Origin of the sequence: Sulfurimonas sp. (genome assembly GCF_041563035.1) — a bacterium.
Classification (GTDB): Bacteria; Campylobacterota; Campylobacteria; order Campylobacterales; family Sulfurimonadaceae; genus Sulfurimonas.
Genome location: NZ_JBFFNS010000005.1, coordinates 119025 through 140867 on the forward strand (window position 1 = coordinate 119025; position 21843 = coordinate 140867).

Below are 21843 nucleotides of genomic sequence, written 5' to 3' on the forward strand. Positions count from 1 at the left end.
TTTTTTTGTCCAAAACATAGTACTTTATTTGTTGAGTACACCCTTTATTTCAATAAACATATAAAATCTGTTATTATAAAGTCGAACTCTACCATGGCTCTATAGAAGAACTTGTAAAAAAACTAGAGAGCGAAAGACATAAGCTTCTCTATATCTTTACATAAAGAAGCGTCACGTCATCTTCGAGTTTCATCGTACTCATAGTGCCCTTAGCACTCTCTATCAAGTTTGGTTCCAGTATGAGGTTTTGAGGGGAAAATATACTTAACTCTCTATCTTCATGTTCAATAAGCCCATCACTGTAAAGTAGGATAGACTCAGCATCTTCAATATCCATATTACTCACTTTTGGGGGCTCTGAAAAGTTCATAAACGGTATATTGTTTGCTTTGACTTCTTTAATCTTCATCCCTTTTTCTTTTATCAAAAATGGATACATTCCCGCAGAAACATAAGAGAGTTTTTTAGAATCGGCACATATCTTAATCATGGTGTATGAGAGTTGTTCTATCTCACCCAAAAAAGATTTTATCGTTGGAAAGAGCTGATCTGTCAACTCTTGTAAGTCACTTACCTGCTTAACAAGTTGATTCATAGTAGATGATACAGCGAAGACTGTTAGAGCGGGAGATACGCCATGCCCTTGACCGTCTATAATGTACAAAAACCTGGAACCGTCTTTACCTCTATAGAGCGAGTAAAAGTCACCGCTAATAATATCAGAAGGAGCATAGAGGACTTTACACTCTTTGTCATCAAAGTCATTGATAATACCCATTTCAAGTTTTTCACGAGCAATATGCTGTTGATCGGTGTCATATTTATGAAGGGCTTTTATCTCATTGTTTAACTCTTGAAGCCGTGTAATATCATGCCGGATGGCGATATACTCTACTACATCTCCTTTGGCATCTAATATTGGAAAAATAGAAGCTTCAACAGTATACTTGCTGCCATTTTTATGAACATTTGTTATAACACCGTTCCAAACCTGCTTAGATTTTATGGTCTCCCAAAGCTCTTTAAACAAAGAAGCATCAATATCCGGATTTCTTACAATGTTGTGATGTTTTCCAATGAGTTCTTCTTTTGAATAACCTGATATCTCTACAAACTTACTGTTTGCATATGTTATAACACCATGGATATCTGTCTTGGAAACAATATTTGTTGCATCTACGATATGTCGATACTGATTTTTTAAAGAACGTTCATTGATCAGCATCTCATCGGTAATACAGTGAATAATGCTGTTTTTCGCTTTAGAACTTTCTTCCATTTAAGTATAACTCCATCTACGTTTGTAGTTTAATATTGAATTATAACAACTGAATATATAATATCTACATAAAACAATGTTTCTTTTGGAGGTATGATTATGAAGTATATCCGTTTTTTCAATGAACTTACTATAAATGATATTGCTACAGTCGGTGGCAAGAACGCCTCTCTTGGTGAGATGTACCGAATGCTAGCACCGGATGGGATAAATATTCCTGACGGTTTTGCGACAACGAGCGATGCTTACTGGTTACTTTTGGAAGAAAATAATATCAAAGATAAGATAGAAGAAACTCTCCAAGGTCTGAATATCTCAGACACCGTAAGCCTGCAAATACGAGGGCTTGCCGTCCGCACTCTTATCTTAGACTCAAAACTCCCTCAAATACTTGAAGATGAACTCCGTGAAGCTTACACGACTCTCTCAAAAGAATACAATTCAGATGCTATTGATGTAGCTGTACGCTCTTCTGGAACTGCTGAAGACCTGCCGGACGCTTCTTTTGCAGGGCAGCAAGAGACTTTTTTAAATATCTCTTCAGAAGATGCACTGCTTCAAAGTGTAAAAGAATGCTTTGCTTCACTCTTTAATGATAGAGCTATCAGCTATAGAGAGAGCCGTGGATTTAGCCACTTTGAAGTTGCTCTTTCTGTTGGAGTACAAAAGATGGTGCGAAGTGACAACTCTTCGAGCGGTATCATGTTTAGTATCGATACGGAGACTGGCTCTGAAGACTTGATACTCATAAATTCCATCTGGGGACTTGGTGAAAATGTAGTAAGTGGACGAGTAAATGCAGATGAGTTTTTTGTTTTTAAACCTACGCTTAGAAATGGGATAAGGACTATTATCAAACGCTCTTTGGGTAGTAAAAAAGAGAAGATGCTCTACGGTGAGGATGGTACAAGCACCCTAAATGTAGAAACTTCTCCGGCTGAGCAAAACAGCTTTTCCATAACAGACGATGAAGTCATAGACTTAGCAAAACAAGCGCTTATCATTGAAGATCATTACAAACGTCCTATGGATATAGAGTGGGCAAAAGATGCACTTGATGGAAAACTTTACATAGTCCAAGCACGACCAGAGACTGTTCAAAGTAAAGCGCAAGACTCTAAGAGCATAAAAAAGTACTCCCTAAACATAACTCCGGATGCAAAGGTACTAACGCAGGGGAGAGCGGTCGGTGAGAAAATAGGTATCGGCAGAGTTAACATCATAAACAATACATCTGAATTTGCTCACTTTAAAGAGGGTGACGTATTAGTCGCTGACACGACAAACCCTGACTGGGAACCAATCATGAAAAAGGCATCTGCTGTTGTGACAAACAGAGGAAGTCGTACCTGTCATGCAGCTATTGTTGCAAGAGAGATCGGAGTACCTGCCGTTGTCGGATGCGCTAACGCGACAGATGTTTTACAAAACGATGTTAGTGTGACCGTTAGTTGTATCCAAGGTGATGAGGGTTACATCTACGAAGGTAAACTCTCATATGAAACCCAGACCATAGATCTAAGTTCACTTGAACCTACAAAGACAAAACTCTACATGAACATAGGTAACCCAGCAGAAGCTTTTAACTTTGCCAAGATGCCAAACGACGGTGTCGGACTTGCCCGTATGGAGTTTATCATGAACCACTCTATCAACGCTCATCCAATGGCTCTGGTAAATATGAAAAAAGGAACCTCTGTAAAAGATGAGAAAAGCATTCTCTCCTTTATGTCTCCTCACACAGATGCAAAAGAGTTTTTCCTAGATAAGCTAAGCGAAGGTGTAAGTACTATTGCCGCTGCTTTTTATCCAAGACCTGTCATTATCAGAACAAGTGACTTCAAAAGTAATGAGTACAGAAATATGCCAGGCGGTCTTGAATATGAGGCATTTGAAGAAAACCCTATGATAGGTTTTCGTGGAGCCAGTCGTTACTACGATGATAGCTACAGAGAAGCTTTTGAGTGGGAATGTGAAGCTCTCAAACGTGTAAGAGATGATATGGGTCTTACAAACATAAAAATCATGCTTCCATTTGTAAGGACTCCGGAGGAAGGCAAAAAAGTAATAAGCATCATGAATAGCCAAGGTCTGGTTCAAGGTAAAAACGAACTTGAAATCTACGCTATGTGTGAGATACCTGCAAATGTCATCTTGGCCGATGAGTTTTTAAAAGTATTTGATGGCTTCTCCATCGGCTCAAACGATCTGACTCAACTCGTCTTAGGAGTTGACAGAGAGAGTGCTCTAATAGCCCATATATTTGATGAAAGAAACGAGGCAGTTACGAGAATGTTAAAGATGGCTATAGATGCTTGTAAAAAAGCTGACAAGTACATCGGCATCTGTGGACAGGCTCCATCTGATTATCCTGAGATAACAGAGTTCTTAGTAAAACACGGTATTGATTCCATCTCACTAAATCCTGATTCTATTTACAAGATGCATAAGGTTGTGAGTGACTTAGAGAGTAACCAAAAACAATAATATTCATTTAAGTCCAAGCTAGCTACAATATTTCAAAGGATAATTTTTTTCCTTTGAAATATCATATAAGGAAATGTCATGCCAACTACAGACGAAAACTTAGAGACAGCGTTTGGCGGTGAGAGCCAAGCATATCAAAAATATACCGCCTTTGCTAAAAAAGCGGAAAAAGACGGCTTTGAAAACATTGCAAAACTCTTTCGTACAACAGCTGAGGCAGAACGTATTCACGCTGAAGGTCACTTAAAAGCGATGGATAAAGTAGGTTCTACTATCCAAAACCTTGAAGCTGCAATAGGGGGAGAGACTTATGAGTTTGAAGACATGTATCCTCCTATGCATGAACAGGCAGTAAAAGACAACCATAAAGCGAAAAGGATGTTCGGTTTTGCGCTTGAAGCTGAAAAAGTACATGCTGAGTTATATCAAAAAGCTCTAGAAGCCGTAAGAGACGGAAAAGACCTTGATGAAGTCAATATCTATCTATGTCCCACTTGTGGATATATCGAGTTAGGAATGCCCCCTGAAAAATGCCCTGTGTGCGGTGTGAAAGCATCTGCATTTGTTCAAATCTGATTAAAGGAGATTGTCATGTTAGTATGTGATTGTAATGAAGTAAACTACGATGCCATAAAAGAGGCTGTGAAAAAACATGGTGACAACATAGATGCAATAATTGAAGAGACTGAAGCAGGAACTGTATGTGAGTGCTGTTTGGAAGAAGATTGCGACAAAGTAGACCTGCCTCTTCCGCTTGCGATTAAAAAAGCGTTAGAGGAACTCTAAGCTACTCTTTTTTTGTCAGCTCATCAAACTTCTTCTCAAGTCTTTTGATGTGCTCTCTACAGTGAGTCTGTATCTCCTGAAACGACTCTATCAAACTATTTTGCTCCCGCATCAGCTTCTCCTGTTGTTTCAACTTGTATGAGACATAGACAAGCAAAATTACAATAATTAACTCAAGCATATTAATTCTCCTTTTTCATGAACTGACTTTAGCTCTTATAAATTTTTCCATCTCCATCACAACCATAAGGACTATGGCGACAGACAGAAGAATAGCCCATACTTTTAAATCGACCGGTTGAACGTTGAGTACTGACTGCATAAAAGGACTGTACATAGATGCTACATGTAGTAATTGAGCGACGATGACCGATATCCATAAAAATTTATTTTTGCTATGGTCTATTTTAAATATGGAGTGCTTCTCTGTACGAGAGTTAAACACATGTACATTCTCAAAAAGAACCATCAAAAGCAGTGTAATATTTCTCGCCGCATCTTCTTCATAACCAAGTCCCAAGAGTGTATAAAAAACTGCAAATGCAGAAATACCCATATATAGACCGCCTACAACGACTCTGCTTATCATTATCTTGTTAAAGATAGGCTCTTTCGGATCACGTGCTTTTTTCTTTAGCACGCCGGGTTCTGCTTTTTCAAGACCAAGGGCTACATCCTGAATACCATTAGTGACTAAGTTTAACCATAGAAGCTGTACCGGCAAAAGAGGGATTGGCGTAAAAAACATCATGGAAAGAAGTATGAGGACTATCTCCGCAAAACCTGTAGAGATAAGCAGATGGATGACCTTTCTGATGTTGTCATAGGCTACTCTTCCCTCTTCTATCCCGTTGACAATAGAACCAAATGAATCATCCATTAAAATCAAGTCACTCGATTCTCTGGCAACATCAGTTCCACTCTCTCCCATAGATATACCTATGTTTGCAAACTTCAATGCTGGTGCATCGTTTACACCGTCTCCTGTGACCGCTACGAAGTGACCTAGCTCTTGAAAAGTTTTTACTATGAGCTGTTTTTGCTCGGGAGAGACTCTGGCAAAAACACGCTTATTGGCTATCTCTTCTTTTGGTGCACCTCTCTCCTGCCAATGAGAGATTCCCAACCCATCGATTACTTCATCTTTATCTATAGCGATATTTAGCTCTTTTGCTATGGAAAATGCCGTATTTGGATGATCTCCGGTCACCATAATTACTTCTATGCCAGCATCCTGAGCGGTAGTTACAGCTTGGGCTACTCCTTCTCTTAAGGGGTCAATAATAGCAGCAAACCCCAGATAAGTATAATCATTTTCAGATATCCCACTCTCATCACTTATCTTATAGGCCAAAGCTATGTTTCTAAAGCCTTGGCTTGCCCATGAATCTACCTGATGATTAAGAGATGCCTTAGTATCTGCATCTAATGCACTTTTACTAAGTATGACCTCCGGAGATCCTTTGATGAAGTGCATCTTTTGCCCGTCTAGTTTATATGTCATTGCCGAAAACTTATTTTCAGGCTCATACGGCATCGCGTCTATGAGTGTCGCTTTACTTTTTAGCTCATAGAGTGATTTATCAATATTTAGTGCATATCTAGCTAAGGCGATGTCAACCTGATCTCCGATAAAATCAAACTTATCATCTTCCATCTCACAGCTTGATTCGTTGCACAATATGGAACTATAGAGTATCTCGTCACTAATATACTCTCTCTGCGAATAAGTTTTTTCAGGTGTTATAAAGTGCTCAACGCTAAGACGGTTTTGCGTCATTGTACCTGTTTTATCGCTTGCGATGAGAGTACAAGAACCCAAGCCCTCAATGGCTGAGAGTTTACGCACTATCACGTTACGCTTGCTCATAACACCGCTAGCTACACTAAGAGCGACAGTAATAGCTACAGGGAGACCTTCAGGTATGGTTGATACGGCAATGGCAACGGTAAAGAAAAATATCTCTTTTAGCGGGGATTCCTGGTAAATACCGACCATGATTATGAGCAATATTACAACACTTATGATTTTTGCTATGTTTACTGAAAATCTCTCCATACGAAGAATAAGAGGTGGCTTAGCTTGATCCGAAGATGCAAGAAGTGAAGCTATCTTACCGACTTCAGTCTGTTTAGCTATAGCACTGACGACACCTGTTGCACGACCCTTAGTTACCGTAGAGCCTGCATAAAGCATATTTTTTCTATCACCGATGGGCTCATCAATATCGCTTGATATATAGCTCTCATCCTTACTTACATCGATGGACTCCCCCGTGAGAAGAGACTCATTTACCCACAAATCACTCACATCAATAAGACGAATATCCGCCGGTACTTTTATACCTGACTCAAAAAAGACTATATCGCCTACTGTTACATCTTGACTGAGAAGCTCAACTTTTTTGCCGTCTCTCAAAACACTGACATAGGTCTTTAGGACTTTCTTAAGAGCATCTGCTCTTTGTCCGGCTGTAAACTCCTGATAAGTTCCGATAAGGGCATTAAGAAGCAATACTGCTGAAATGAATCCAGCATCTGTAAACTCTTTTATGACGAAAGAGATAATCGCAGCGATTAGAAGTACATAAATTATGGGGCTTTTAAATTGTTCTATAAATATAGCAGGGAGAGTACGTTTTGCAGCCTCTGGCAGAGAGTTTTTTCCGTAATGCGCCATGCGTTGCTTTGCCTCATGGGTACTTAACCCATCAGGCGTACAGCCTAGACTCTGTAGGCTTTCATCAACACTTTGAGTATAAAACATGAGCTAGTTTTGTATTATTTCTTTTTCTTAGATGCTTTCTCTAACTTATCTTTTTTCTTATAACTTTTAATATCTTTTTTCACATCTTGCTTCAGCTCTTTTTTAAGCATGGCCTTTAACTCTTTTCTAACGATTTTTTTAACATCACTTTTACTAAGCATGACTTCTCCTTTATTTCACTTACTCTATGATAGTTTAAATCAACTTAATTAAACTATAAATAATCTCTAAAACTCATTCACAGTCAACATCATTCGTTTGTAATAATCACCGTGGCAGTCAATACGCTCAAGTGCCTTCAATTGTTCAAGATTATCAATCGAGTCGAGATAAAATGCAGATGGTGTTTTTATGTCCATAAAACAATTATATCTAATACTTATGATATACTCAATATTATGAATCGTCTATTTTTGGCTCTTAAAGCACAACTAAATGACTATGGCTCACTGCAATCTGACTTTTTAAGTTCTACAGATGGTCGCTGGGTTGCAGATGAAAATCTGCATATAACTCTCTGCTATTTTGGTGACAATTACAGTGTTGATGAACTTCTGCAAGCACTGCCTCAGATTGTCAAGAAACTTGAACCTTTAACGCTCACTTCTCTGGGCTATTTTGAGAATAACCACATCCTTTATGCTAAAGTAAAAAGTAAAGAGCTGGAGAAGCTACACGATTCTATATGCACTTTGTTCTCACTGCCAAACAAAGAATTATTTATTCCTCATGTAACACTCATAAGGATTAAAGATTTTCACAATAAAAAAGCCTTCAGACAGATGCTGAAAAAATATAAAGGTCAAAAACTAGGCAGAACTGATACAACATTTGAGCTTATCAACTCCCATCTATCTCCAGATGGAGCAAGATATGAATCCATTAAAAGGTTTGAATCATGAGCATAGACTTCTTTATAGAAAATGCAGGCTCTATATTTCAAGCGATTGGAGGCTTGGGTCTTTTCCTGCTTGGTATCATTATATTGACAGACGGTTTACGTGCTTTAGCCGGAGATGCGATGCGCTCGGCTCTAATACGATTTACACACTCTCCTCAGAGTGGTGCGATTACAGGTATAGTAACTACGGCTATCTTACGTTCTTCAAGTGCAACGACTGTTGCTGCTGTCGGTTTTGTAAGTGCCGGACTGATCAGTTTTCCGGCATCGCTTGGCATCATCTTCGGTGCAAATATCGGTACGACAGTTACAGGCTGGATTGTCGTACTGTTTGGTTTTAAACTCCAGATAGTAAACATCATGATGCTTTTTGTACTTATTGGAGCCCTTCTTCGCCTTTTAGCAAGAAATCGCTTAGCTACTTTTGGTTATACACTCTCAGGCTTTTCAATTGTTTTTGTCGGTATAGCAATGATGCAGCAAGGGATGGGTGCTTTTTCGGAGATTATAACTCCTGCGCTACTTCCACCTGACACATTAACGGGACGGTTGAAACTTGTCGCGTTTGGAATCATTTTTACAACGATAACACAGTCCTCAAGCGCAGGTGTCGCAACGGCATTAACTGCCCTTTTTGCAGGGAGCATAAACTTTGAGCAGGCTGCTGCTTTGATTATAGGTATGGATGTAGGCACCACAATCACTGCTGCACTCGCTACCATAGGGCAGTCTATAGAAGCACGTCGCACAGGATTTTCACATGTTATTTACAACATTATGACTGCCGTCGGTGCTATATTTTTTATTACCCCGTTTACATCAATGATAGAGAGCTTCTTTCCAACCGCGCTTAACACGAATGCAGAGATTTGTCTTGTTACTTTTCACAGTACATTCAATATTTTAGGGCTTATAATCATTTTACCATTTACTAATAATTTTGCCAGATTAATGACTAAACTAATCCCTCAGAGACAGCAGTTTTACACTAAAAGCTTAGACGCCGCCTTGCTTGAACAACCAAGTGTCGCACTTACAGCAGTTCAAAACAGCATACATGTCGAGATACTCGCTCTATTGGAACATATAAATGCTATTTTGGGTGACCCTAACTCAAAACGAGCAAATATTAAAGAGTTGCAGTATGCGCTTGATAAGACTCATGCATATATAGATGAGATATCACTTAGCAGTGAATCAGGAGCACAGTGGGAAAGACTCGTTGCTATGATACATACACTAGACCATATGCAGAGGCTTCATGAGAGATGCGAGGAGGATGAAGATCGCGCTATAACATTGCGGGATGCTCAACATTTCACAAAAGAGCGTAATATTATAATCATGGGAATAAAATCAATAATAAAAGACATGAAATCTAAAAAGTGGAATAAAATGTTTAAGCACTCGTCTAAGACAAAGATGTCTCTATATAAGCATTTGAAAGATTACCGAAAACTTATAGTAACAAAAATCGCAAAGGGGGAGATCGACGTCCAAGAGGGTACTTACTACTTGGAAGGGGTAAGGTGGCTTAAGCGGGTAAGCTGGCATCTTGTACGCATCTCTCACCATTATGAGCAAGCTCTTCTTGCAACCGGTAAATGATACCGCTTCTCAAAGATATAAAAATATGGTAAAATTTCATTTATGAAACTAAGACTGCTGATATCTATACTATTTATCATTGCTACAACTGCTACAGCTATACATGAACTAGAACACATTCATGGAAGTGATAGTTCTTCATGTCAAGTATGTATTGTAGATGATCACTCAGTATCTGCGGATATTGTAGATGACTTTAAAGAGATAGTAGTTTTCAGATTTGAGCAAATAGCAGTAACCAACTTAGTTTACTCACTTCACAAAAAAAACCACTCTTACCAAAACCGCGCACCACCTTTCATTTCCTAAATACTCAAAAATACAAAAAACAACTATTACAAATATAAAAATATTATTTAGGACAATTATGAAAAAAATATTACTAACAAGCACATTTTGTGCGACTATAGCCTTTGGTGGAGCAGATGTGCTTCCAGTTGAAAATAGAACTTTTGCCCAGTCAAAATTCATGCCTGATATCTCTTTAGTTATGGATGCTTCTTATGTAAATAGAAACATTGCTGATGATAAAGTAGCTCACTTAGAAGTTCCTGGAGTTGCTCACGGTCTTTTAGGAACTCATACACACAATGGGAAAACTCACACTCCAAACAATGCAAAGAACGGTTTTAACCTAAACTATGCAGAGCTTGTACTCTCTAGCTCAGTTGATCCTTTCTTTACTATGGACGGTGTTTTTCACTTTAGTGAAGATAGCGTTGAGATAGAAGAACTTTACTTCACTACAACAGCTCTGGGACATGGTGCGAGAGTAAAAGGCGGTAAATTCAGCTCAAACTTTGGCTACTTAAATGAGCAACACCACCACGCTTGGGATTTTGCAGATATGCCTCTTGTTTATGAATCATTTTTAGGGATGCACGGTATCAACGAAACTGGTCTTCAACTTCAGTGGGTAGCTCCGACTGATACTTACTTAATGATGGGTGCAGAAATCCTGCAAGGTGAAAACACTCAGATGTTTGGAAAAGACAAGATAGGCACATATACGACTCAAGCAGATGCACCTGCACTATTTGTAGGTTACATCAAAACATCATTTGACATAGATGACACGACTATCTTAGCAGGGCTCTCTTACGCTCAGGGAAGCACAAGAATCGACCACTCTGGCGATGAGGAACCTCATGTAGTAAGCGGTGACTCCAAGCTTTACGGTGCAGACTTAGTCGTAAAACACTACTTTGATTCATACAGCTTTTTAAAGTTCCAAAGTGAGCTGCTAAGTAGAGAGATAGATGGAACGCAGTACAATCTAAACCCTGCTAACACAACAGTAGTCTTAACAAGTCCGGCTATTAACAAAAAACAGACAGGTGCTTACACTCAACTTGTTTACGCTCTTAACAAAAGCTGGCAAATGGGTGTTAGATATGACACTATCCTTCAAAATGATGTTACATCTAACGGTATAAACGTAGATAAAGGCAATAACTTTAACAAGTACTCAGCGATGGTTGAGTACCACACAAGTGAGTTTGCAAGATTTAGATTACAGTATAATCATAACAATGCTCTATATGATGAAGATGGGAACAGACAAGATATAAACACTGTGATTTTTCAAGCAAATATATCAATCGGAGCTCATGGAGCTCATAGTTTTTAAATAGTCCGCAAAAGGAAGAACAAATATGAATCAATTTTTAATATTATTACTTTTACCGCTAACACTCTTTGCTCACATGAACATAGCTGTTAGTTATCCTTACATCGGTGCTATTACAAAGAGCATCGGTGGTGAGCATATCAACACTGTAGTTTTAGCCAAAGGAAACTGGGATCCACACTTTGTGGTTCCTCGTCCTTCACTTATCTCTAAGATGAGAAATGCAGATGCTCTTATTATGAACGGTGGTCAACTAGAGATCGGTTGGTTGCCTGCCCTGCTTCGCAGAGCTGGTAATGATAAAACAAATGTAGGAGCTAAGAGTTTTTTAAATCTCTCTCATCATGTTGAGCTTATAAACAAACCATCAACGGTTGATCGTGCAGGCGGAGATATTCATCCTGATGGGAATCCTCACTTTCATCTTGATCCTCACAACATTATAGTTTTGGCAAAAAAAATTGAGCAGTTTCTTATCTCCATAGATAGTGAACATGCTGATGTTTACAAAAAGAACTATGAAAAGTTTTCTAGTTCTTGGCAAGAGAAGATGAAAGTCTGGCAAGAGAAGATGGCTAGTAAAAAAGGCATGAAAGTTATACAGTTTCACAATAATTTAGCCTACTTTAACAAGGCTTATGGTCTTGTAAATGTAGGTACGATTGAACCTCTTCCCGGTATTCCGCCATCCTCAAGACATATTATTAATACTATCAAACTCATAAATGATGAGAATCCTTGCTGCATTTTACATGATGTCTATCACTCTACAAAAACAGCTGAGTTTATTCGTGAGAAGACAGGTATAAAAATCGTTTTAATGCCTCATGACATCGGGGCTTTAGATAATATAGAAGACCTTACTTCTCTGTTTGACTATCTGACTGGAGCTATAGAATGATGGATATTCTTTTAGTACCAATCGCTCTAGTTATCATACTTGTTATGATGCACTCATGGTTTGGAATAAGAATACTTCAAAAAGGAATCATCTTCACAGATTTAGCCATTGCACAGTTTGCAGCTCTTGGTTCTGCTATTAGTCTTGGCTACTTTCATGCTGAATATTTTTATGCTCTAACTCTTGTCTTTGCTCTTTTTAGTGCTTTTATCATCGCTATAGCATCTCAGAGGAATATAAAACTAGAAGCCTTTATAGGGCTTTTATATGTTTTAGGAGCCAGTGGAATCATGATGGTCTTATCTCACTCAGCAGAAGGGATGGAGCACTTCAAATCACTACTAGCAAGTGATATACTTTTCACCCCTGCCGATGATGTAATAAAGAGTGCTGTTATCTACGCTTTTATAGCTTTGATTCTTTGGAAAGTCTATCCAAAACTAACAGGTTTTTTAAAAGAGCTTATGTTCTTTTCTTTGTTAGCACTAACAGTTACTTCATCTGTAGCCTTAGCAGGTGTACTTGTAGTTTTTGTACTTCTTATCGCTCCTGCACTGGTATCTACCTCACTTAAACTAAACAAATCACTTCTAAGTAGTTTTGTTTTTGGATGGTTTTTTAGTATAAGTGCCATTATAATATCTTACTATTTTGATCTTCCGACTGGCTACACCATAGTATTTTTAGGTGCGCTTCTCAGCTCTATAATAGTATTATTCAGTTCAAAAAAAGCAGGGCAATAATGCAGTTTCCAAATGAGTGGACACAAAAAGAGTTTTTAGAAAATAAAAGAGATTTAGAAGAAGCTGGGATCAAAGTCATTCTGGTAGATACTATACTCTCTCCTATAGAAAAAGCTGACACTGTTGTATATAACCCTTATGAGCTTTCAAAAGAGCCTGAGGGAAGTGTCTTTGTATTTTATTGCGATAGCGGAAAAGCTACACTTGACAGATTAAAAGAGTACAAAGCAAAGTTTCCAAATCACCACTGCATCTCGCTCAAAGGCGGTCGTGGCTACTGGCGCAAAAATATGATGTTGCTCTAGATTTTTGAAGTTACGAGGTTTCTACCTGCATCTTTAGATGTGTAGAGGGCGTCATCTGCTCTTTTCACAGCCACATCTGAATTTGAATCACTCTGTTTATATTCTGAGACACCAAAACTGCCTGTTATCTTTCCAATAACGTCAAACTCATACTCTTCTATAGCAACTCTAAGTTTTTCAGCTACCGTGTATGCTTGATCGATATTAGTCTTTGTACAGATGATAAGGAACTCCTCTCCGCCCCAGCGTCCCAAGACATCTATATCTCTTATCTTAGACTTTAATACTTGAACTATATCTATTAAAATCTGATCGCCGACATCATGACCATAGTTATCATTTATAGGTTTAAAGAAGTCTATATCCATAATAATTATAGAGTATGTATCTCCATACCTTTTTGCTTTGTGTGTCTCTTGTGCAAATATGTTTTCTAAATGAAGTCTGTTATATGTTTGTGTTAGTTTGTCAGTTATGGAAAGTTTTTGTGCACATTTTTTATCTGTAATATCTTGACGTATTGCAGTATATCCTTCAACATCACCCTTTTTATTTATAAGAGGAGTTATAGTTGCTTCTATCCAATACTCTGAACCGTCTTTGCTTCGGTTTTTAATCTCACCTTTAAAAATCTCACCTCTTGTAATAGTGTCCCATAACTCTGTAAATAGTTCTTTTGGAGTGTCTGGATGCTTAAAGATTTTATGGGTTTTCCCGATAAGTTCTTCTTTCTTGTACCCTGTAAATCTACAGAGTGCTTCACTGACATCTGTAATCCTACCATGCTTATCACTGTGTGAGATAAGAACATGTTCATCTATTATATTTATATTTTTTTGAAGGTTTTGACTGTATTTATCAATTATTTTATATCTGTAAAGTACTAGAAATAGAATAAAGCTAAGAGCAGTTAAAGTGAACCAGTGAAGTTCTACTGGTGCTTCTTGTAGATTGTATACATATAGAGGAGTTAAAATAAATAATATCGGTATCGATTTAAACAGATAATCATACAATTTCATGCTGCATTGTACAGCTTATATCCATAAATTTACTTTAATTCTTCAACTGTATATTATAATGGTTTCATATAATATGAGAAACTTTAGGTATATGATGAACGAACAAAAACATGCTGAATTTCTAGAAGAGTTTATAGAGTGCTTGAATAGTAAAAAATACTACGATTCACACGAAGTTTTAGAAAGAATATGGTTTCCAAGACGTTTTGAAGACAATGATGAAATAAGACTCTTAAAGGGGTTCATAAATGCTTCTGTTAGTTTTGAGTTAGAAAGAAAAAATAGAATAGAAGCAAGCAAAAAAGTATGGAAAAACTATCTAAAGTATATGCCACTTTTACATAAAATAGAATCACCGCATTTAAATAAATATCATCTCATCGCAATACATATTGAAAATATAAAAACTCTTTCTCACCAATAATTCAACGACTACTTGTTATAATTTCACAAATTTTTTAATAAGGTCTTTATGATGGATGTATCAAAATACAGTGATATGGTGCTAATGTATGTAGGCCAATATGGCTTAAAAATCATTGCAGCGATACTGATTTTTATAATTGGTAAATGGGCTGTAAAAAGGGCTACTGCTCTTTCTAGAACTCTTATGCTTAAAGCAAAGGTTGACAAAACATTTGTTGAGTTTTTAGAAAGTGTTATTTATTTTGTCTTACTTATTGTTGTTATTTTAGCCTCACTAAACACTTTGGGCATTAACACTACCTCTTTTTTAGCCATTTTTGGTGCTGCAGGTCTTGCAGTTGGTTTGGCTCTTAAAGATTCACTTTCAAATATAGGTGCAGCTGTTTTAATAATTATCTTTCGTCCATTTAAAGTCGGAGATACTATAGAATCTGCCGGAACGACAGGAACAGTAAAAGACATAAATCTCTTTTCAACCATACTCGAGCCGATAGATCAAAGCATAGTAATAGTGCCAAACTCATCTATTATTAATGGAAATATTACAAACTTTTCACAAAGAACCCAACGTCGTGTTGAACATGTTTTTGGTATTGGCTATGATGATGATCTGAAACTTGCAAAAGAGACTTTAATGCAAATCATCCTCTCAGACGAAAGGGTTCTTAGTGAGCCTGCCCCACTTGTAGCAGTAAGCGAGCTAGGTGAAAGCAGCGTAAACTTTGTGTTTCGTGCATGGGTAAAAACAGATGACTACTGGGATGTACATTTTGATATGCTCGAGAGAGTTAAACTAGTATTTGATGAAAAAGGAATCTCTATTCCTTATCCTCAAATGGATATTCATTCAAACAAAACAGAAGGAAAACAGTGAAAAAAATTCTACTTATTGGTATCTTAACAACACAATATCTTTTCGCACTCATTTCTATTGCTCCGGTCGAGCTTGGTGAGAAACCCGGATTATCTGGGAAATTTGAGGCAGGGCTTGAAACAAAAAGAGGCAATACCGATAAAGACAACTATAAAGCTTCTTTTAGAATTACTTATGACAACAACTCAAGCTATGCAACATGGGGAGAATTTTCCGGTGAATACGGTGAATCAAATTATGTGAAGGATACAAACAAGGCTTTTTCACATATCAGGTTTATACACTCTCTAACCGATGATGAAAACCTAAGATATGAACTCTTTGGACAGCTTGAAAGTGATGAGTTTAGACGAATAAACAGCAGAATTTTAGGTGGCGCTGGGTTAAGGTATAGAATGTTTAACTCTCCAAAAAACGGTAAAGGTTTTTTTGGACTTGGTGGATTTTATGAAGACATAGAATACACTAATCCACAAATAGATCCCTCGGAGGATAATGCAAGATTAAATTCATATCTCGCTTACAGTATTTCTATTGCCGATATGTCGGCATTTTCATATGTTTTATATTATCAACCAAAAATGGATGATTATGCAGATTATGTATTCTCGAATCAACTTGAACTAAAACTAAATATAATAAAAAGGCTATTCTTAAAATTTAATGTCTCATGGAGTGAAGACAGCAATCCACCGGTTGGGGTAAAGACAACTGATTTTACTCAAACAACAACATTTCTCTTTAATTTTTGACTCCAAAGGTATAAAGACCAAGATGCCATAAGCGCGATAAAAGCCGCGCTTAAAAAAAGGTATCTTGGAAAAAGCTCATAAACATAACCCGCATAAAGAGCCCCAACAAACCCGCCTAAACCATAAGTGATTCCAGAAAAAAACTGCTGTGCTAAAGATTTATGTTTGTATAAATGATACAAATAACTAATAGCTGCCGAGTGAAACAGTGCAAAACTAAGAGCATGAAGCGTCTGTGAGAAAAACAATATCGTAAGATTCTCTGGAAATAAAAATAGTAAAAACCATCTTATAGCTGTTACTGAAGTTGTTATCTGTAAAATCAAAAGAAGATTTCCGCGCAGAAGCCTGCCTTGAAAAAAGAGCATAAATATCTCAGCTACAACACCAAAGCTCCATAGATATATAGTCATATCCATGCTTATTCCGTAATCTGTTTCATAGATGGTAAAAAAGTTGTAAAAAGCTCCGAAACTAACCTGCATCAGAGTAAGACCAGCCCACAGCTTCCAGTCTGATAAAAGGCTGATATCGTTGTCTATCTCCTCAGCTTTTTCACTACTGGCATCTGCATTTTTTGCAATCACAAAAGCTACCATAGCAGTTAAGAATGTCAAGACTAAAAGGTAATTTAGAGCGATATCAGCACTGCTTAAAAACTTAACTAAGACAAGAGCAACGAGAACAAAGCCTACAGAGCCAAAAAGTCTTATTTTTCCATATTTCTCTTTTCCTATTGTCTTTAAAGAGATGACCTCGATATAAGGAAGTATAAGGCTTAAGCCTATCCCAAGTCCTATGTTTGAAAACAGAAGTTTGTAAAAGTTATCTATAGAAAAGTAAAAAGAAACACTGCTAAAGAACATGATTACTATAGCTATGTTGAAACTTTTTATGTTGAGTTTCATACCTCTTGTAAAAGCAAACGGGAGTATAAACCTGACCAATGGTCCGGCTGCGAAAATCATTCCGATATCACTGGCAGAGTAACCAACCATGGACAGAACCTTCGGCATAAAGATAATGTAAACGCCCACAATGGCAAAATAAAAAAAGTAAAAAGAAGCTAACAATATTGGCATTATAGTGATAACTCCTTGATGTAATTCAAGAATTATAGCAGACAAATGTGTTATAATCATGCAACAGAATAACACAACATACAGAATAACAAGGGAAGGGGACATTTCATGCTCAAAGAAATGAAAGAAGATGATTTTATCGTCTCTAAAACGGACTTAAAAGGACGTATAACATATACAAACAAAATATTTATGGATATGGCGGAATACAGTGAAGCAGAACTACTTGGTAAGCCTCACAGTATTATTCGTCATCCTGATATGCCAAAGGCTGTTTTTCGTTATTTATGGGATACGATAGAGCAAAAAGAGGAAGTTTTTGCCTTTGTTATCAACAAGACAAAAGATGGTAATGCATACTGGGTATATGCAAATATAACAGCTTCATTAGATGAAAAAGGGAATATTCTAGGTTATTACTCCGTTAGAAGAAGACCAAACCCTAAAGCTCTTGATATCATCATACCTCTGTATAAAAAGATGCTAGAAGTTGAAAAAAGCAGTGGTGTTGACGCTTCATTTAAAATTTTAACAGATATTTTACAAGAGAAAGGGGTTGGCTACGATGAACTTATTATCGCTATTCAAGAATAATCAGGCTGTTTTACTTTTTGCTGCACTTATTGGAGTGGCAATATTTGGTGTAGTTAATACAAACTACATTTTAAGTGGTGTTATAGTTGTTGTTTTAATAATTTCACTTTTTGTTCCATCTGCTTCAGCAGTAAAATCTGAATCAGAACTGTCAAAATCAATGTTTAGGGTTATTATGAATGCAGCATCCGGTGATTTAGAAGACCGTGTTACACATATACCTGATGACAACTCACCTCTTTCAACTCGCGCATGGGCTCTAAATGATCTTTTGGACCAACTAGAAGCCTTTATGAGAGATACTGAGACGACTATATCATATGCGGCGGTTGGGAAGACTTACAGAAGAACATACCCTGCAGGTTTGCATGGTATCTTCCGTAAAACGTCTGAGAGTCTAAACAATGCTATCTCATCTATTGCGAGTGGTTACGAGACAAAGATCAGAGGGGAACTAGCTCACAATCTAAGTACTTTAGGTGGAGGGGTTAGCTCTGGCTTAACTGTTATTCAAGAAGATATTAACGCTTCTCAGGCAAATTCTACTGAGATAGTTGAAGTTGCTCAAAAAACTGCAGAAGAATCATCAAAAAGTTTAAGCAGTGTTGTAGAAATCGGTGAAAGATTAAGTAACCTGGTAGAGCTAATTGCTTCTAGCCATGAGGGAATTGTAAGTCTTGAACATCGTTCAAAAGAGATTTCAGAGGTAGTTAACCTTATTAAAGACATTGCAGATCAAACAAACTTACTTGCCCTTAATGCTGCTATTGAAGCCGCTCGTGCAGGAGAGCATGGACGTGGCTTTGCTGTTGTTGCGGATGAAGTTCGCAAACTTGCAGAACGTACTCAAAAAGCTACAAATGAGATCGAGATAAATATCTCTACTCTTCAACAAGATGCCAATGACATGAGAACTAACTCTGATAATATCTCAGAGATTGCGCAAAGTTCAACTAATGTTATACATGAGTTTGAGAGTACTTTCTCAGAACTAAACTCTTTAGCTGAACACTCGTCACATTCAGCTATCCAAATTCAGAACCGACTATTTACAACTCTTGTAAAAGTTGACCATATCATCTTTAAATCTAATGCTTACTCAACAGTTTTAGAAGCGAATAAAGAAGCAGTATTTGCAGATCATAAAAACTGTCGTATGGGTAAATGGTACCTAGGTATCGGTCAAGAAAGGTTTGGACACACTAAAGCATTTGCAGAGATGGACGCACCTCATGCTCTTGTTCACGACTCAGTATTTCAGAATTTAGAGTTTGTTAAAAATGATACAACACTGAAATTTGAAAACCCAAAAACAATTGTTAAAAACTTTACGACTATGGAAGCAGCTTCTAAAGAGCTTTACACAAAACTAGATCATATGATAGAGGAGTTTAATGCTAAGGACTAATATTTTATATTTACTTGACATTAACTTATATTTAATATAATTTTCTATCTCAATTGTGTTTTCCCCTTTCATGAGCGAGAAAATATACTCCTATAAATTTTGAACAGACCTGAGTTACTTCCCCTTTTTTTTAACTAGGTCTGTTTTATCCTCCCCCTTTATGATAAAATTCCAAAATGATAATCCTAACAACTTTAAACTCAAGATATACACACAGCTCTATTGGCCTTAGATATCTATATGCAAATTTAAATGAACTACAAAATGACTCAAAAATACTAGAATTCAGTATCAATGATGCCGTTCAAACCATAGCAGAAAAGATACTTGTCCACTCTCCAAAGATCATTGGCATCGGTGTATATATCTGGAATGCAAAAGAAGTTAGTGAACTTCTACATATAATTAAAAAGATATCTCCTCAGACTAAAGTAATACTTGGCGGACCTGAAGTCACACATGAGCCTTTTAGAGTTAACTTTGACGAAGCAGACTTTATCATCCAAGGTGAGGGAGATATCGCATTTTATACACTCTGCAAAGATATACTAAATAATAATCTCATAGAAAATAAAATCATTAAAATGGCTCTTCCCTCATTAAAAGAAATTGCTCTTCCCTATGAGTACTATACAGATGATGATATAAAAAATCGCTACCTCTATGTGGAAGTATCAAGAGGTTGTCCTTTTGAGTGTGAGTTTTGTCTCTCTTCAATGGATGAAAAAGTTAGGGCTTTTGACTTAGATGCAGTCTTGACAGAGTTTGAAAAACTGTGGCAAAGAGGAGCTAGAAACTTCAAGTTTGTAGATAGAACTTTCAACCTTAATATGCTTACTGCAAACAAAATTCTAGATTTTTTCTTAGAAAAAGACGAACAATATTTTGCACACTTTGAAGTAATCCCGGATCATTTTCCTTCATCTATAAAAGAGAAGATAAAACAGTTTTCCGAGGGAGCACTGCAACTAGAGATTGGCATCCAGACACTAAATCCTGAGATTGCAAACAATATCTCAAGACAACTAAAACTTGATAAGATTAAAGAGAACATTAGATTTTTGGAAAATGAGACTCATGCACATATCCACCTAGATCTCATAGTCGGTCTTCCAGGTGAGTCTTTAGAGAGCTTTGGAGCAAACTTGGATGAGCTAGTAAGTCTAAGCAGCTGTGAAATACAGATAGGTATACTTAAAAAACTATCCGGGACTTTTATCAATAGACATGATATAGAACACGGTATGGTCTATAGCGATGTACCACCCTATGACATACTTAAAAATTCAAAGCTCGGGTTTAATGATATTCAGATTATGAAAAGATTTGCAAGATTTTGGGATCTGACATACAATAGTGGGAACTTCAAGAAGAGTGCGCCTCTACTTTGGAATGATTCTAGAGAAGTTTTTAAAAACTTTTATGATTTTAGTGCATGGATGTATACTCAAACAGATTCTACATGGAAGATATCACTTCAAAGACTTGGAGAACTGCTCTTTTCATACTTAAAAGATGTAAAAAAACTTGAACCTGAGTTTATTGCATCTATTATGTTGGAAGATATGATGAAACTAAAGGGAAGAGCTATTCCAGCTTACTTAAAACCTTATAGTAAAAACTTTACTACAGATGCTAAAAGCGGAACAGCAGGATTTAACAAAAGACAAGGCTAGTGTCTTTGTGCTTTTTCCTCTACTAGCATTGCACTAAGAAGTGTTACAACTTTTCTAGAAGCTTCTTCGGCTCTATTAAAGTAAGTCATTACATTATCACTTTCTTTAGAACAACTGCCTTTTTTTACGCAATCTACTGCTTTTTGAATGTTTTCATGAACCTCTTTATGTGGAGCAGCTAATCTAGAGTAACTAGAACATCTGCTAAAGTTCTCTTTACCTTTTCCAGTATGGTACCACTTGCCTAAACGGCATTCAGTATCACTTTTAAAGTCACTAGTAACTTCACCTCTAAAAACAGTTTTGTAACCGTTTGCTTTAAAGATAAGATGATCTAACTTACTAAGAATTATAAATATAGAGTTTCCAATATCTTTACTCTCTTGCTCTATAGCTGTAGCATTATCCGCCAATGAATGCATCTCTGTACTAAATAGCTCCATAGAGCCTATCGAGCTTTGAGACAACTCTTCCATAGCTTTAGAGTGTTCATGAACTTCCTGAGTGTTTTGTTTTAGACTCTGTACTGTAATCTCTACTTCACTTGTAGCTTTTTGAGTACGCTCGGCAAGTTTACGAACTTCATCTGCAACAACTGCAAA

The 21843-nt window shown here is 37.1% G+C and carries 23 protein-coding genes and 1 pseudogene; 17 read left to right on the forward strand and 7 right to left on the reverse strand.

The window, feature by feature from the left end; all coding sequences use genetic code 11:
* Positions 1-148: 148 nt before the first annotated feature.
* Positions 149-1279, reverse strand: a complete 1131-nt coding sequence (locus ABZC13_RS05680; RefSeq protein WP_373001218.1) for a PAS domain S-box protein — start codon at positions 1277-1279, stop codon at positions 149-151.
* Between the two features lie 99 nt (positions 1280-1378).
* On the opposite strand from ABZC13_RS05680, the gene ppsA reads away from it, so the two are divergent.
* The 3 genes from ppsA to ABZC13_RS05695 all read left to right on the forward strand — a co-directional run bounded on the left by ppsA (position 1379) and on the right by ABZC13_RS05695 (position 4552).
* Positions 1379-3766 carry a phosphoenolpyruvate synthase gene (ppsA, locus tag ABZC13_RS05685; protein WP_373001220.1) on the forward strand — a complete coding sequence of 796 codons (2388 nt, stop codon included), beginning with the start codon at positions 1379-1381 and terminating at the stop codon, positions 3764-3766.
* 78 nt (positions 3767-3844) lie between these two features.
* Positions 3845-4342: a rubrerythrin family protein gene (locus ABZC13_RS05690; protein ID WP_373001222.1), complete on the forward strand. Its 498-nt coding sequence runs from the start codon at positions 3845-3847 to the stop codon at positions 4340-4342.
* Positions 4343-4357: 15 nt separating this feature from the next.
* A complete protein-coding gene (locus tag ABZC13_RS05695; RefSeq protein ID WP_373001224.1) occupies positions 4358-4552 on the forward strand; it encodes a (2Fe-2S)-binding protein in 195 nt (64 codons plus the stop codon).
* Position 4553: 1 nt separating this feature from the next.
* Here the strand turns inward: ABZC13_RS05695 and ABZC13_RS05700 are convergent, their stop codons facing one another.
* The 3 genes from ABZC13_RS05700 to ABZC13_RS05710 are packed head-to-tail and all read right to left on the reverse strand — an operon-like array spanning position 4554 to position 7480.
* Positions 4554-4733 (reverse strand): hypothetical protein, encoded by a 180-nt coding sequence (locus ABZC13_RS05700; RefSeq protein ID WP_373001226.1) that lies wholly within the window; start codon positions 4731-4733, stop codon positions 4554-4556.
* A gap of 15 nt (positions 4734-4748) precedes the next feature.
* On the reverse strand, positions 4749-7319 hold the full coding sequence (locus ABZC13_RS05705; protein WP_373001228.1) for a cation-translocating P-type ATPase: 2571 nt from the start codon (positions 7317-7319) through the stop codon (positions 4749-4751).
* Between the two features lie 14 nt (positions 7320-7333).
* Positions 7334-7480 (reverse strand): hypothetical protein, encoded by a 147-nt coding sequence (locus ABZC13_RS05710; protein WP_373001230.1) that lies wholly within the window; start codon positions 7478-7480, stop codon positions 7334-7336.
* Positions 7481-7717: 237 nt separating this feature from the next.
* On the opposite strand from ABZC13_RS05710, the gene thpR reads away from it, so the two are divergent.
* The 7 genes from thpR to ABZC13_RS05745 are packed head-to-tail and all read left to right on the forward strand — an operon-like array spanning position 7718 to position 13407.
* Positions 7718-8221, forward strand: a complete 504-nt coding sequence (thpR, locus tag ABZC13_RS05715) for an RNA 2',3'-cyclic phosphodiesterase (RefSeq protein WP_373001232.1) — start codon at positions 7718-7720, stop codon at positions 8219-8221.
* Positions 8218-9828, forward strand: coding sequence for a Na/Pi cotransporter family protein (locus tag ABZC13_RS05720; RefSeq protein WP_373001234.1), 1611 nt, complete (start codon positions 8218-8220; stop codon positions 9826-9828). The genes thpR and ABZC13_RS05720 overlap by 4 nt, the downstream gene beginning before the upstream one ends.
* Before the next feature lie 42 nt (positions 9829-9870).
* Positions 9871-10137: a hypothetical protein gene (locus tag ABZC13_RS05725; RefSeq protein ID WP_373001236.1), complete on the forward strand. Its 267-nt coding sequence runs from the start codon at positions 9871-9873 to the stop codon at positions 10135-10137.
* A 58-nt stretch (positions 10138-10195) separates the two neighbouring features.
* Positions 10196-11458 (forward strand): hypothetical protein, encoded by a 1263-nt coding sequence (locus tag ABZC13_RS05730; protein ID WP_373001238.1) that lies wholly within the window; start codon positions 10196-10198, stop codon positions 11456-11458.
* 25 nt (positions 11459-11483) lie between these two features.
* On the forward strand, positions 11484-12359 hold the full coding sequence (locus ABZC13_RS05735; protein ID WP_373001240.1) for a metal ABC transporter substrate-binding protein: 876 nt from the start codon (positions 11484-11486) through the stop codon (positions 12357-12359).
* The gene (locus tag ABZC13_RS05740; RefSeq protein WP_373001242.1) at positions 12356-13102 is read left to right on the forward strand and encodes a metal ABC transporter permease; all 747 of its coding nucleotides are present in this window, start codon (positions 12356-12358) and stop codon (positions 13100-13102) included. The genes ABZC13_RS05735 and ABZC13_RS05740 overlap by 4 nt, the downstream gene beginning before the upstream one ends.
* Positions 13102-13407: a hypothetical protein gene (locus ABZC13_RS05745; RefSeq protein WP_373001244.1), complete on the forward strand. Its 306-nt coding sequence runs from the start codon at positions 13102-13104 to the stop codon at positions 13405-13407. Before ABZC13_RS05740 ends, ABZC13_RS05745 begins: the two co-directional genes overlap by 1 nt.
* Here ABZC13_RS05745 and ABZC13_RS05750 read toward each other — a convergent pair.
* Positions 13404-14429 carry a diguanylate cyclase gene (locus ABZC13_RS05750; RefSeq protein WP_373001246.1) on the reverse strand — a complete coding sequence of 342 codons (1026 nt, stop codon included), beginning with the start codon at positions 14427-14429 and terminating at the stop codon, positions 13404-13406. The genes ABZC13_RS05745 and ABZC13_RS05750 overlap by 4 nt on opposite strands.
* A 94-nt stretch (positions 14430-14523) precedes the next feature.
* Here ABZC13_RS05750 and ABZC13_RS05755 point away from each other — a divergent pair, with 94 nt between their 5' ends.
* The 3 genes from ABZC13_RS05755 to ABZC13_RS05765 are packed head-to-tail and all read left to right on the forward strand — an operon-like array spanning position 14524 to position 16481.
* Positions 14524-14853: a DUF309 domain-containing protein gene (locus ABZC13_RS05755; RefSeq protein WP_373001248.1), complete on the forward strand. Its 330-nt coding sequence runs from the start codon at positions 14524-14526 to the stop codon at positions 14851-14853.
* Between the two features lie 51 nt (positions 14854-14904).
* Positions 14905-15729 (forward strand): mechanosensitive ion channel family protein, encoded by an 825-nt coding sequence (locus ABZC13_RS05760; RefSeq protein WP_373001250.1) that lies wholly within the window; start codon positions 14905-14907, stop codon positions 15727-15729.
* Complete coding sequence (locus ABZC13_RS05765; protein ID WP_373001252.1) at positions 15726-16481, forward strand: DUF481 domain-containing protein; 756 nt, start codon at positions 15726-15728, stop codon at positions 16479-16481. Before ABZC13_RS05760 ends, ABZC13_RS05765 begins: the two co-directional genes overlap by 4 nt.
* Here ABZC13_RS05765 and ABZC13_RS05770 read toward each other — a convergent pair.
* Positions 16451-17563 carry an MFS transporter gene (locus ABZC13_RS05770; RefSeq protein WP_373001254.1) on the reverse strand — a complete coding sequence of 371 codons (1113 nt, stop codon included), beginning with the start codon at positions 17561-17563 and terminating at the stop codon, positions 16451-16453. The two genes, ABZC13_RS05765 and ABZC13_RS05770, sit on opposite strands and share 31 nt — an antisense overlap.
* A 108-nt stretch (positions 17564-17671) precedes the next feature.
* On the opposite strand from ABZC13_RS05770, the gene ABZC13_RS05775 reads away from it, so the two are divergent.
* The 4 genes and pseudogenes from ABZC13_RS05775 (at position 17672) to ABZC13_RS05790 (ending at position 21241) form a co-directional block, all read left to right on the forward strand.
* A complete protein-coding gene (locus tag ABZC13_RS05775; protein WP_373001256.1) occupies positions 17672-18157 on the forward strand; it encodes a PAS domain-containing protein in 486 nt (161 codons plus the stop codon).
* A 292-nt stretch (positions 18158-18449) separates the two neighbouring features.
* Positions 18450-19118 (forward strand): annotated as a pseudogene (locus ABZC13_RS05780) (methyl-accepting chemotaxis protein); the annotation flags it as partial.
* A 117-nt stretch (positions 19119-19235) separates the two neighbouring features.
* Complete coding sequence (locus tag ABZC13_RS05785) at positions 19236-19565, forward strand: CZB domain-containing protein (protein WP_373001264.1); 330 nt, start codon at positions 19236-19238, stop codon at positions 19563-19565.
* A 176-nt stretch (positions 19566-19741) separates the two neighbouring features.
* Positions 19742-21241 (forward strand): DUF4080 domain-containing protein, encoded by a 1500-nt coding sequence (locus tag ABZC13_RS05790; RefSeq protein WP_373001258.1) that lies wholly within the window; start codon positions 19742-19744, stop codon positions 21239-21241.
* Here ABZC13_RS05790 and ABZC13_RS05795 read toward each other — a convergent pair.
* Positions 21238-21843, reverse strand: a 606-nt coding sequence (locus ABZC13_RS05795) for a CZB domain-containing protein (RefSeq protein ID WP_373001260.1), incomplete at its 5' end; no start/stop codon positions are given. The two genes, ABZC13_RS05790 and ABZC13_RS05795, sit on opposite strands and share 4 nt — an antisense overlap.